General features: G+C 71.8%; 11 protein-coding genes. 2 read left to right on the plus strand and 9 right to left on the minus strand.

From position 1 onward, the window contains the following. Nucleotides 1–14: 14 nt before the first annotated feature. The 9 genes from POF73_RS45075 to rsmI form a co-directional block, all read right to left on the minus strand. A complete protein-coding gene (locus tag POF73_RS45075) occupies nucleotides 15–1,136 on the minus strand; it encodes a peptidoglycan recognition protein family protein (RefSeq protein WP_334313678.1) in 1,122 nt (373 codons plus the stop codon). 160 nt (nucleotides 1,137–1,296) lie between these two features. Beyond that, complete coding sequence (locus POF73_RS45080; protein WP_272125337.1) at nucleotides 1,297–3,300, minus strand: sensor histidine kinase; 2,004 nt, start codon at nucleotides 3,298–3,300, stop codon at nucleotides 1,297–1,299. A 98-nt stretch (nucleotides 3,301–3,398) separates the two neighbouring features. After that, entirely contained in the window at nucleotides 3,399–4,178 is a 780-nt protein-coding gene (locus POF73_RS45085) for an MHYT domain-containing protein (protein ID WP_272125338.1), read from the minus strand. Nucleotides 4,179–4,382: 204 nt separating this feature from the next. Then, entirely contained in the window at nucleotides 4,383–5,297 is a 915-nt protein-coding gene (locus tag POF73_RS45090) for a 4-(cytidine 5'-diphospho)-2-C-methyl-D-erythritol kinase (RefSeq protein WP_272125339.1), read from the minus strand. Continuing rightward, nucleotides 5,298–6,227: a 16S rRNA (adenine(1518)-N(6)/adenine(1519)-N(6))-dimethyltransferase RsmA gene (rsmA, locus tag POF73_RS45095; RefSeq protein ID WP_272125340.1), complete on the minus strand. Its 930-nt coding sequence runs from the start codon at nucleotides 6,225–6,227 to the stop codon at nucleotides 5,298–5,300. A gap of 46 nt (nucleotides 6,228–6,273) precedes the next feature. Then, a complete protein-coding gene (locus POF73_RS45100; protein ID WP_272125341.1) occupies nucleotides 6,274–7,707 on the minus strand; it encodes a resuscitation-promoting factor in 1,434 nt (477 codons plus the stop codon). Nucleotides 7,708–7,848: 141 nt separating this feature from the next. Then, nucleotides 7,849–8,730 carry a TatD family hydrolase gene (locus POF73_RS45105; protein ID WP_272125342.1) on the minus strand — a complete coding sequence of 294 codons (882 nt, stop codon included), beginning with the start codon at nucleotides 8,728–8,730 and terminating at the stop codon, nucleotides 7,849–7,851. 80 nt (nucleotides 8,731–8,810) lie between these two features. Next, nucleotides 8,811–9,206: a hypothetical protein gene (locus POF73_RS45110; RefSeq protein ID WP_272125343.1), complete on the minus strand. Its 396-nt coding sequence runs from the start codon at nucleotides 9,204–9,206 to the stop codon at nucleotides 8,811–8,813. 190 nt (nucleotides 9,207–9,396) lie between these two features. Next, nucleotides 9,397–10,245: a 16S rRNA (cytidine(1402)-2'-O)-methyltransferase gene (gene rsmI, locus POF73_RS45115; RefSeq protein ID WP_272125344.1), complete on the minus strand. Its 849-nt coding sequence runs from the start codon at nucleotides 10,243–10,245 to the stop codon at nucleotides 9,397–9,399. 62 nt (nucleotides 10,246–10,307) lie between these two features. Here rsmI and POF73_RS45120 point away from each other — a divergent pair, with 62 nt between their 5' ends. Both POF73_RS45120 and POF73_RS45125 read left to right on the plus strand, forming a co-directional pair. Continuing rightward, nucleotides 10,308–12,059: a dolichyl-phosphate-mannose--protein mannosyltransferase gene (locus POF73_RS45120; RefSeq protein ID WP_272125346.1), complete on the plus strand. Its 1,752-nt coding sequence runs from the start codon at nucleotides 10,308–10,310 to the stop codon at nucleotides 12,057–12,059. A gap of 39 nt (nucleotides 12,060–12,098) precedes the next feature. Beyond that, nucleotides 12,099–12,320, plus strand: a complete 222-nt coding sequence (locus POF73_RS45125) for a hypothetical protein (RefSeq protein ID WP_272125348.1) — start codon at nucleotides 12,099–12,101, stop codon at nucleotides 12,318–12,320. The last annotated feature ends 57 nt before the right edge of the window (nucleotides 12,321–12,377 follow it).

The raw sequence follows: 12,377 nt of genomic DNA on the forward strand, positions 1-12,377 counted from the left end.
GGTCGTACCCGGCGTCAGCGGCGGGTGGCCGCCGCCTCGCGGACCTCGGCGAGGAGGTCGTACATGACCTGGCCGGGGCACTCGGTGGCGAAGTAGTCGCGGTGGCCGCCGACCGTGTTCGTGTCCTTCTTCGTGCCGTTGACCGGGTTGGTGTAGGTCACCCGGGCCTGCGGGTCCAGGCCCTTGAACCGGGTGATCACCTCGATCAGCCGGACCAGGGAGGCCTTGGCCGCCTCCGTGGGTGCCTGCTGGTCGAGGTTGCCGATCAGGGCGATGCCGAGGGCGCCGGAGTTGTAGCCCACGGAGTGGAAGCCGGTGACGAGGTCGCCGTCGGCGTTGAAGGCCGGGATGCCGTCGTCGCCGGAGTGGCGGCCCTCGTAGACGTTGCCCGCCTCGTCGATGAGGAAGTGGTAGCCGATGTCACCCCAGTCGTTGGTGATCGCGTGGTACTCGTAGATCGCGCGTACCGTCGCGGCCGGGTCGGGATCGTTGTTCGGCGTCGCCGTGTGGTGGACCGTGATGATCTGCAGCGGGTAGTACGTCTCGGGCGAGTTGACCGAGCCGTCCGGCTTGAAGCGCTTGGACTCGTCGGCGCCCCAGGCCGGCCGCGAGAGGTAGCGCACGCCACGCACGCGTGTGGGCTCGCTGGGCACCCTGAAGGTGCGGTCGGGGCCGTCGGTGGTGTCGATCGCCAGCGAGTGGACGCCGTCGATGCCGGCCGGGGCCTTCACCTCGTAGGCGGTGGCGTTGCCGGCGGCGACCAGGGCGGTGCCGCCGTCGTCGACGGTCGCGCAGCCGCTCGCGAGGTTCTGCCAGTTGCCGTCCGCGAGCCGGATCGCGGCGCCCTCCTGCGCGCCGGACCAGCGCACCCCGACGTAGGAGGCGGCGAAGGCGGTGGTGGCGGCGCCCGTGCCGGTGGCGGCCTCGGTGCGGGTGGCGGGGAACTTCTCCGGTGTCGTACCGGAGCCCGAGCCGGCGGCGGAGTCGTCCGTCCCGTCGGAGTCGGTCGACGCGAACACCACCGGCGTCAGCGCGGCTCCGGCGGCCACCGCACCGCCCGCGGCGATCATGCCGCGACGGGACAGGGAGCGCTTTCTGCGGTGGGACGGCTGGGCGGGGGTGGGGGATTCGGACACGGGAGTGTCCCCTTCCAGAAGTGCACTTGCTTGACGGGAGGCGCCGGGCACGACTGCGCCCGCACTTGAAACGTCAAGCGACCCTAATCGCCCCGCCGACCCCGCACGTACTCCGATCGCAGTACATTCGTGTGAAGATCGGGCGAAGAAGCCCTACTTGTCAGTACGGCGTAAACGCTTCGCCTCCGTCCACCCGGCGATGCGCGATCAGCGCCGCCGCCGGTGCGAGTCCGCGCCCCCGCACCGTCTGTTCGCCGGCCGGCATGTCGTCGCGCAACAGGGCCTCGGGGACGACGACGGCGGCCGTGACACCGCCGTTCGGCGAGGGGCGCAACTCGACGCGCAGCCCCTGCCGTTCACGCAGCCGGTTCACCACGAACAGCCCGATCTGCTTGGCGTCGAGGAGGTCGACCTTCTCGGACTGGATCTTGCTGTTGGCCTCGGCGAGGGCCGCCTCGTTCATGCCGAAGCCGCTGTCCTCGACCTCGATGAGCAGCCCTTCGCGCATCCGGGCGGCACGCAGCTGCACCTTGGTGCTGGGCGGGGAGAACGCCGTGGCGTTCTCGACCAGTTCGGCGAGGAGATGGATGACGTCGGCGACCGAACCGCCCACCAGCGACACCCTGGGCACCGCCCAGATCTGCACCCGCTGCGCGCTCTCGATCTCGGCGACGGCCGCACGCAGCACGTCCGCCAGCGCGACCGGGTCCCGCCAGCCACGCCCCGGCGCGATACCGGACAGGATCAGCAGGCTCTCGGAGTGCCTGCGCATCCGCGTCGCCAGGTAGTCGACGCGGTACAGATCCTGCAGCTCGGACTGGTCCTGCCGGCGCCGCTGCATGCCCTCCAGCAGGTCCAGCTGACGGTGCAGCAGCACCTGGCTGCGGCGCGCCAGGCTGACGTACACCCCGGAGATCCCGCTCAGCAGCTCGGCCCGCTCGCTGGCGGCCTTCAGCGCCGCCCGCTGCACCGCCGTGAGCGCCGTGCCGACCTGGGCCAGTTCGTCGCCGGCCAGTCGCCGCATCGGCGCCTCGGCGTCGATGTCCAAGCCGTGTCCGGCATGAAGCCTGCGCATGGCCTGCGGGAGACGCCGGCCGGCCACCTCCAGGGCGCTGTTGCGCAGATCGAGCAGTTCGACGATGAGACCGCGCCCGACCAGCACGGACACCAGCAGCGACAGCAGTACGCCCACCAGACCGAGCACCACGGCCACGCCCGAGGCGCCCAGGGTGCCCAGGCCGAACGGGTCGGCCTGTGCGGTGGCCCCGGTACCGGCCGCCGTCTCGGCCTCGGTGAGTTCCTTCAGTACGTCGGTCACCGCGGCGTCCCAGCCCGCGGGCGAACCGGCCGTCACGGCCCCCGCCCCGCCACCGCGCACCTTGTTCTCGACGGCCCGCACGCGCGCGTACTGCTCGCCGTCCAGGACTTCCCGGTACGCCGCCCGGTGCGCGGCCCTCAGATCGGCGACCGCCGGTGCCAGCAGCTCGCGTTGGGTGGCCACGGCGCCCACGAACAGGGCGTACTCCCCCTTGCCCAGCGTCCCGCGCGCCTCGGCGGCGCCCAGCAGCGCCTGCTCGCGGGCCAGTGCCTCCCGCGCGCGGGCGAGTTCGAGCACCACGCGCGCCTCCGAGGCGGCGTCGGTGCCACGCTCTCCGGTCAGCGCACCGGTGACGGCGAAGGCGTGCTCCACGATCGCCGAGTAGGCGGTGTACGCGGCCGGCGCGGCCCCCGCCTTCTTGGCGATGGCGTCGGTGCGCAGCCGCGCCAGGCGTCCGGTGTCGGCCTCCAGCCGTTCGATGCGCGCGGGCAGTCCGGCGTCGAGGAGGGCGGCGTCGGAGCTGGAGGAGTTGATGCCGTTCCGCAGGGCGGTGGCGGCCTCGTCCGTGGCCTTGCGGGCCTTGGCGAAGGCGCCCGGGTCGGCCGCATGGCGCATCGCGGCGGTGCGCTCGGCCTGGAGCGCGGTGACGAAGTCGCCCACGGGGGTGAGGAGTTCGGCGTTGACGTCCTTGGCGCGCTCGGTGTCGCCGATGCTGGAGGCGGTCGTCACCGCGGCGAAGCCCCACAGGGCCATCAGGGACACGATGGGCAGCATCAGCAGGGCGACGATCTTCGCCCGGACCGATCTGGGACGCAGCCGGGCGGAGGTACGGCGGGGGACGCGCATGAGGGGACCTCGTTCGACCTGGGGCGGGGGAAGGCCAGGGACAGGGAAAGCCAGGGGGACTGCCAGAAGGGTTGGCCGGGGAGCCGGAGGCGCGGCCGTCAGGCCGTGGTGAGTTCGACTTCGCGCAGCAGTTGCGCCGCGGCGGCCGACTCGTGGCGCTTGCCGGTGGGGGACAGGGCGACGTACGCGGCGGCGAGGAAGAGGAACGAACCGAGCAGCACGGCCAGCGGGAAGATGAACTCCGTGGCGGTGGCGCCGGGCAGGGCCGCACTGCTGGGCGCGAGCGAGATGTTCACGGCGTACATCGCGGTGTAGTGCATGCTGCTGACGGCGAGTCCCATGACGAGCGCGGCCACGGCGGCCAGCACGGGCCCCCGCACGATGAGCGTGAGCGTCAGCGCGGCGGTCGCGGCGACGACGGCGATCGCGACCGAGGCGATGACGAGCATCGGGTCGTAGTCCACCTTGCCGTGCAGGTTGAGCGCGGCCATGCCGGTGTAGTGCATGGCGGCGACGCCGAGGCCGGTGCCGAGGCCGCCGAGGATGACGGAGGTGACACGTGAGCGGCCGTATCCGGCGGTGAAGACGCCCGCCGCGACCACGGCGACGGCCATCAGCAGGCTCAGGACGGTGATCGGTACGTCGAAGCGGATCGGGGTGCCGTCGACGCTGAAGCCCATCATCGCGATGAAGTGCATGGTCCAGATGCCGGAACCGATGGCGAGCGAGGCGAGCAGCAGCCAGTTCCGCTTGGAGGAGCCGTCCGCTTCGAGTGCCCGGACGGTGCAGCGCAGCCCGAGGGCCGACCCGACGCAGGCCATCGCGTAGGACAGGACGGGGGTGACCCATCCGGCGCTGAAGTGGTCCATGTGCCCCATGGGAACTCCTCGGAGGTACCGCCGGTAACAGAGGACCGGGGATGGCCGATCATGCCAGCCGTTTCCATGGGATCAAGTGGCGCGAAAGGGACCGCGAGGATGATTGTCGAACAATCAACTACCGTGAAGTAGCTAACACTTGCCCTTCATCATTCATGCAGGTCAAGAGGTTGCACTCAACTTCGTGGAGATCTTGTGGCGCCTTTATGCAGACGGCGCAGACAGTACGGTGGCGCCGAGCGCGGGCCCGGAAGCCGTACGAACCACTCGGCAGGTGCCCGACGACCGCAGAGATTCAGCCACCTTCTCCGCCGCCTCCGGGTCCCGGGCGAGGAACGCCGTGGTCGGACCCGAGCCGGAGACCAGTGCCGTGAGGGCGCCTGCCGCGAGGCCCGCGGCGAGGGTGTCGGCGAGTTCCGGGAAGAGGGAGAGGGCGGCGGGCTGGAGGTCGTTGGAGACGGCGGCGGCGAGCGCGTCGAGGTCGCCCTTGGCGAGGGCGTCGAGCAACGGCTGTGACGCGACGGGCTGGGGGATGTCGGTGCCCTCGCCGAGCCGGTCGAACTCCCGGAAGACGGCCGGGGTGGACAGCCCACGGTCGGCCATCGCGAAGACCCAGTGGAAGGTGCCGCCCACGTCGAGCGTGCGCAGCTTCTCGCCCCGTCCGGTGCCGAGGGCCGCGCCGCCGACCAGGCTGAACGGCACGTCGCTGCCCAACTCGGCGCAGATGTCGAGCAGTTCCTCGCGGGAGGCGCCCGTGCCCCACAGCGCGTCGCACGCGAGCAGCGCGCCCGCACCGTCCGCGCTGCCGCCCGCCATGCCGCCCGCGACCGGGATGTCCTTGGCGATGTGGATGTGGACGGCGGGATCGAGTCCACGGCGCTCGGCGAGGACGATCGCCGCCCGCGCGGCCAGGTTCGTACGGTCGAGGGGGACCTGGCCCGCGTCCGGCCCCTCGCAGGTGACCCGGAGTTCGTCGGCCGGGGTCACGGTGACCTCGTCGTACAGGCCGACGGCGAGGAAGACGTTGGCCAGGTCATGGAACCCGTCGGGCCGGGCGGCGCCCACCGCGAGCTGGACGTTGACCTTGGCGGGGACGCGGACGACGACGCTCGCGCTCACTTACTCGGACTCCTCGGGCTGGGCGGCGGGCTGCGTCGGCTGAGCGGCGGACTGCGTCGGCTGAGCGGCGGCCTGCTTGTTCTCGGCGATGGCGGCGAACTCCTCGACCGTCAGGGCCTCTCCGCGGGCCTGTGGTGAGACGCCGGCCGCGACGAGTGCCGCCTCGGCGGCCGCCGCCGAACCCGCCCAGCCGGCGAGGGCGGCGCGCAGCGTCTTGCGGCGCTGGGCGAAGGCGGCGTCGACGACGGCGAAGACCTCGCGTCTGGCGGCGGTGGTCTTGATCGGCTCGGTGCGCCGGGTCAGCGCCACCAGCCCGCTGTCGACGTTCGGCGCGGGCCAGAAGACGTTGCGGCCGATGGCACCGGCCCGCTTGACCTCGGCGTACCAGTTGGCCTTCACGGACGGCACGCCGTACACCTTCGAGCCCGGTGCGGCGGCCAGGCGGTCGGCGACCTCGGACTGCACCATGACGAGGGTGCGTTCGATGCTCGGGAAGGTGGCGAGCATGTGCAGCAGAACCGGGACGGCCACGTTGTAGGGGAGGTTGGCGACCAGCGCCGTGGGCGGCGGGCCGGGGAGCTCGGCGACCTGCATCGCGTCGGAGTGCACCAAGGCGAAACGGTCGGCGCGCTCCGGCATGCGGGCCGCGATGGTGGCGGGGAGCGCGGCGGCCAGTACGTCGTCGATCTCGACGGCGGTGACGCGGTCGGCGACCTCCAGCAGGGCCAGCGTGAGGGAGCCGAGCCCCGGGCCGACCTCGACCACCACGTCGTCGGGGCGGACCTCCGCGGTGCGGACGATACGGCGGACGGTGTTCGCGTCGATCACGAAGTTCTGGCCGCGCTGCTTGGTGGGACGCACACCGAGGGCGGTCGCCAGCTCTCGGACGTCGGCGGGACTCAGAAGGGCGTCGGGGGTGGGGCTGCTCACCCGACAAGGGTACGGGGCGCCGCCGCCGTGGCCTGCGGAGAGGGACTCACCTGTGCAGCCGCCCCCCGCAGTGCGGCCAGGGACTGGCCCCCTGGCGTACGTAGAGCTTCTTCGCCCGCATCGTCTGCTCGGCCGCCGGGGCGTCCTGCGGTTGCCCCTGGCCGCCGAGGCTGTGCCAGGTCTGGGTGTCGAACTGGTACAGGCCGCCGTACGTCCCCGACGAGTCCACCGCGTCCGGCTGTCCCCCGGACTCGCACGCGGCCAGCCCGTCCCAGTTCAGCTGGCTCGCGCCGCTGACGGAGGTCGGCAGGGGTTTCGTCCCGACCTTCACCACCTGGGTCTGCGGCTCCCGCACCACCTCGGACTTCATGCGCCGCGGCTTCTGCTTGACGCCGTTGACCATGCGCAGGGAGTAGGTGACCCGCCGCAGCCCGGCCTGTCCGGCCCGTTCGACGACCTCCGTGCCCTTGAAGACGGAGGGATCCTCGACGCGCTCCACGGCGAACGGGATCGCCTCGTCGCGGATCTCCTTGCGGCCGGTGATCCGCAGGACGGTGACCGTCTGCCCGTCGCGCGGGAAGCTGTCCAGCGCGACGGAGGTGGTGTCCTGCCCGCGCAGGGTGATGCCCGCCTGCTCCACGACGTCTCGCACGGTCGCCGCGTTGGTGCGGATCGTGCGGGCCCGGCCGTCCGCCATCACGGTCACCGCCCGCTCGGTGCGCACGACCAGCGCGAGCCCCTCACGCCCGATGCGCCGGGAGCGTGCCACCGACAGATACGCGCCCTGCGCCCGCACCCCGAGCTGGGTGAGCGCCTCCTCCACGGTGTCCGCCGTGGTCCACACCTCGCGCCGCTGGCCGTCGATGGTGAGCCGCACGGGGCGTCCGTAGCGCACGGCGACCTCGTCACCGTTGGTGATCCCGGTGTCGCGTGCGGGCGCCACCATGTCGTGCGCGCCCATGTCGACGCCCTCGTCGTCGAGCAGTTCGCTGACGTCGTCCGCGAAGGTGTGCAGGCTGCGCGACTTGCCGTCGACGTTCAGCTCGACCGCCTTGTCCTTGGCGACGAAGGCGCTGGTCCCGCCCGCGAGGAACGCCACGACCAGCGCCTGCGGGACGAGCCGGCGCATGGACCCGTCGGCACGCTCGGCGGCACGCGCCCTGCGCCGGTGCGCGGCCCGGCCACGCCTGGGACTCGGGACGGTCGGGTGCGTCTCCTCGGAGTCCTCGTACGCGGGCCGGTACGGGTCCTCGTACGCCCCGTACACCTCACGCGCCTCGTAAGTACCGTTCGCCCCATGGGCGCCATGGGTCCCGTGCATCTGGTAGCCGGGTGTGTACGTGTCCGTACCCGTACGCGTCCCGTACGCCCCCTGCACCCCGTACGCCAGCGTCTGAGCGCCGTACGGGTCGAAGCCGCCGTACCCCGGGGGCTCGTGGGCCGGGGCGGGGCCATACGTCTCGAACTGTGCGTTGCTCACGACGACACGCTCCAGCGGAGGAGTCCGAATGGGGCCCCCAGAACCTAGCGGAGGGGTGGTTACTCTCCAAAGCGACTCGACTACGCACAGTTGTCATCGGGTCCGGCGCAAACCCGTGCGAGCGTTACCCGGCGTTATCTGTCAGTAGCCGAAGGCATGTGCCGTGTTCGAGCCGAGGGCCGCCGCCAGCACGTCCTCTTCGATCCCCCGTACGGCGGCCATCGCGCGCACCGTGATCGGAATGAGATACGGGGCGTTGGGCCGTCCGCGGTACGGGGCCGGCGTGAGGAAGGGCGCGTCGGTCTCCACCAGGAGCAGCTCCAGCGGGGCCACCGCCACGGCGTCCCGCAGATTCTGGGCGTTCTTGAAGGTGACGTTGCCGGCGAAGGACATGTAGTAGCCGGCGCGGGCGCACACCTCGGCCATCTCGGCGTCGCCGGAGTAGCAGTGGAAGACGGTGCGCTCGGGAGCGCCCTCCTCCTTCAGCACCCGCAGCACGTCCGCGTGGGCCTCGCGGTCATGGATGACCAGGGCCTTGCCGTGCCGCTTGGCGATCTCGATGTGGGCGCGGAAGGACGCCTCCTGCGCCTCCTTGCCCTCGGGGCCGGTGCGGAAGTAGTCGAGGCCGGTCTCGCCGACGCCCTTCACCTGCGGCAACGCGGCAAGGCGGTCGATCTCCGCGAGCGCCTCGTCGAGCGCGGGCGCACCACCCGGCTCACGCGCCCCCTGCCGCGACCAGCCGTCGGGGTCCCCGTGCACGATGCGCGGAGCCTCGTTGGGGTGCAGCGCGACGGTCGCGTGCACGGCGTCGTACGCCGCAGCCGTCTCGGCCGCCCACTGCGAGCCGCGTACGTCGCAGCCCACCTGCACGACCGTCGTCACACCCACCGACGCCGCCTTCGCCAGGCCCTCCTCGACCGTGCCGGACTGCATGTCCAGGTGGGTGTGGGAGTCGGCGACCGGCACCCGGAGCGGTTCCGGGAGGGGCGGGGCGGCGTGCTTGTCGGCGGCGTTCGAAGGCATGCCCCGATCCTACGAAAGAGGCATGCCTTCCCGGTCGGGCCCCGGGTTCCGGGCCCCGGGCCTCCCGGCCCGCGCTCGGCTCAGCTCGCCTTGCGGTGGAAGACGTGCAGGAGATCGGACAGATGCCAGTGGTGGTGCGACTCGTCCATCGGCTCCGCTGCCGACTCCGCCTGCCGCGGGACCGGCCGGTGGGGGTGCAGGGAGTTCTGCACGGAGGACACCTGCCCGGCCCGCATGATGCGCACGACGTGGTTGTCGCAGTTCTCGCACGTGGGCCGGCTCAGCGGCGACGGCACGACCTGGCCGTCCGCGACGTACATCACGAACTCGTGGCCGTCCCCGTCAATGTGGTGCTCTATCTCGTACGACTGCTCCCAGCCGTGCCCGCATCGCATGCAGGCGAAGGAATAGGACTCGTGGACGACGGCGGTCGCGGCGCTGCGAAGGCCCGTGGTCTGCTGTGCGATCTCGCTCATGCCAGCTCCTGTGGTCCGCTGGTGGAACGGGTTGCGTCCCTTGGTCCAGTGGACTCCTCTGCGGGAGCGAACGCACGCCATCTGTCCAGTATTGGCGCCGACTTGGACGTTCCTTGCCGAAAGGCCCGGGTCCCTTTACCCCCGCATGGGGCGCACGCTCAGCCGAGATACGCCCTGCTCACACGGCGTGTCACGCCCCGGCGTTCTTCGCCGCCACGACCGCGTCGAAGACCTCCCGCTTGGGCACTCCGGCCTCCACCGCAACGGCCGCGATGGCCTCCTTGCGCCGCTCACCCGCCTCTTCCCGCACGCGAACCCGCCGCACGAGCTCCTCGGCGCCGACCTCCTCGGCCCCCTTCTCGGGCGCCCCCTCGACGACGACGGTGATCTCCCCGCGCACGCCCTGGGCCGCCCAGTCCGCGAGCTCCCCGAGGCCGCCCCGCCTGACCTCCTCGTACGTCTTGGTCAGCTCCCGGCACACGGCGGCCCGCCGCTCGGCGCCGAACACCTCGGCCATCGCGGCGAGCGTGTCGTCGAGCCGGTGCGGTGCCTCGAAGTAGACGAGCGTGCGCCGCTCCTCGGCGACCTCCTTGAGCCGCGACAGCCGCTCGCCCGCCTTGCGCGGCAGGAACCCCTCGAAGCAGAACCGGTCGACGGGCAGCCCGGACAGCGCCAGCGCGGTGAGCACGGCGGACGGCCCGGGTACGGCGGTGACCCGGATGTCCTTCTCCACGGCCGCCGCGACCAGCCGGTACCCGGGGTCGGACACCGACGGCATCCCCGCGTCGGTCACCAGCAGCACCCGCGAGCCCTCCAGGAGCGCCTCGACCAGCTCGGGCGTACGGGCCGACTCGTTGCCCTCGAAGTACGACACGACCCGGCCGGCGGGCTGCACGCCCAGCGCCTGGGTGAGGCGCTTGAGCCGCCGGGTGTCCTCGGCGGCGATCACGTCCGCACCGGCGAGTTCCTCGACGAGCCGGGGCGGGGCGTCCTTGACGTCGCCGATGGGGGTGCCTGCCAAAACAAGGGTTCCTGTCACGTTTCCATCCTCGCAGGGCGCATCCACGGGACTCCCACAGACGTGTTCCCTACGATGGCGCGGTGACCAGTACAGCGTCGTCGATGGACTCCACGGACACCCGGCAGGGCGAGGCACCGCACGAGCAGCGGCCGTCGTGGCAGCAGCGGCTGCGCCGCTTCGGCTACTCGGCGGCGCCCAGAAGCGATGTACGCGACCGGCTCGTGCCGCCGTACGTCCAGCCCAGCCCGCGGATGTGGCAGTTCCTGGGCGTCTCGCGCCCGCTCGCCGAGCGGATCGCGCGCTGGTCGGCCTGGGGCGGTCCGCTGCTGGTGACGCTGCTGGCCGGGGTGCTGCGGTTCTGGCACCTCGGCAGCCCGCGGAAGGTGATATTCGACGAGACGTACTACGCGAAGGACGCGTGGGCGATCGTCCACCGCGGCTTCGAGCTCGGCTGGGACAAGAACGCCAACGACCTGGTCCTGAAGCTGGGCGACCAGGTGCCCCTTCCGGCGGACGCGGCGTACGTCGTGCATCCGCCGGTCGGCAAGTACGTCATCGGGCTCGGCGAGCTGATGTTCGGGTTCAACCCGTTCGGCTGGCGGTTCATGACGGCGCTGCTGGGCACGCTGGCCGTGCTGATGCTGTGCCGCATCGGGCGCCGTATCTTCCGCTCGACCTTCCTCGGCTGTCTCGCGGGCACGCTGATGGCGGTGGACGGGCTGGCCTTCGTGATGGCGCGCACCGCGCTGCTCGACGGGGTGCTGATGTTCTTCGTGCTGGCGGCGTTCGGCTGCCTGGTCCTCGACCGGGACCGGGCACGAGCGAAACTCGCCGCCGCGCTGCCGGCCGACGCCGACGGCCGGGTCCGCCCCGACGCGCACATCGCGGAGACCCTGGGCCTGGGCTGGCGGCCGTACCGCTGGCTGGCCGGTCTGATGCTGGGCCTGGCCATCGGCACCAAGTGGAACGGCCTGTATTTCCTGGTCGCGTTCGGCCTGATGACGGTCCTCTGGGACGTCGGCGCACGCCGGGTGGCGGGCGCCCGCTACCCGTACACCACGGTGCTCAAGCGCGACCTGGGCCTGGCCTTCCTGGCGACGGTCCCGGTGGCGATCCTCACGTACATCGTGTCCTGGACCGGCTGGATCCTCTCCCCCACGGACGGCACCGGCGGCTACTACCGCGACTGGGCGAGCGCGAACGGCCGCACCAGCAGCTGGTCGTGGCTGTTCCCCGACTGGTGGCTCAGCCTGTGGCACTACGAGCACCAGGTGTACGAGTTCCACGTCGGCCTGTCGTCCCCGCACACCTACCAGTCCAACCCGTGGAGCTGGATCGTCGACGGCCGCCCCGTCTCCTACTTCTACGAGTCCCCGCTGCCCGGCAGGGACGGCTGCCCGGTGGACGCGGGCGAGAAGTGCGCCCGTGAGGTTCTGGCGATCGGCACCCCGCTCCTGTGGTGGGTGGCCGCCTTCGCCGTCCTGTACATCCTGTGGCGCTGGCTCTTCCGCCGTGACTGGCGCGCCGGCGCCATCGCCTGCGCCGTCGCGGCCGGCTACCTCCCGTGGTTCCTCTACCAGGAACGCACGATCTTCTTCTTCTACGCCATCGTCTTCCTCCCCTTCCTCTGCCTGGCCGTGGCCATGCTCCTCGGCGCGATCATCGGCCCCCCGAACTCGGGGGACACCCGCCGCGTGGCGGGCGCGACGGGCGCGGGCGTCCTGGTCCTGCTGATCGTCTGGAACTTCATCTACTTCTGGCCGATCTACACGGGGACGGCGATCCCGGTGGACGACTGGCGGTCGCGGATGTGGCTGGATACCTGGGTCTAACCTGCGTAACAGGGCGAGTCGCTGATCGTTCACCAGGCCATGAACGTAATGAAACGGACAATTGCTGTCATCGCGCTCGCCGGGGCGGCACTCGTCTCGACCTCCGCGATCGCGACGGCCGACACCCTCGACCCGCAGCCCCAGAAGGCCACGTACCTGGTGTACCCGTACCCGGGCCCCTACGCGCCGGGCATCGTGCCCTTCGCCGCCGCCGTTCCCACCACGGCACTCCTCGGCGTCAATCCCTTCCGCATCCTCTGAGGACCGCCGCCCGAGTGGCGGGGGGGGGGGGGGGGGGGGGGGCCGGGGGGGGGGGGG

Source organism: Streptomyces sp. HD, assembly GCF_028369295.1.
GTDB lineage: Bacteria > Actinomycetota > Actinomycetes > Streptomycetales > Streptomycetaceae > Streptomyces.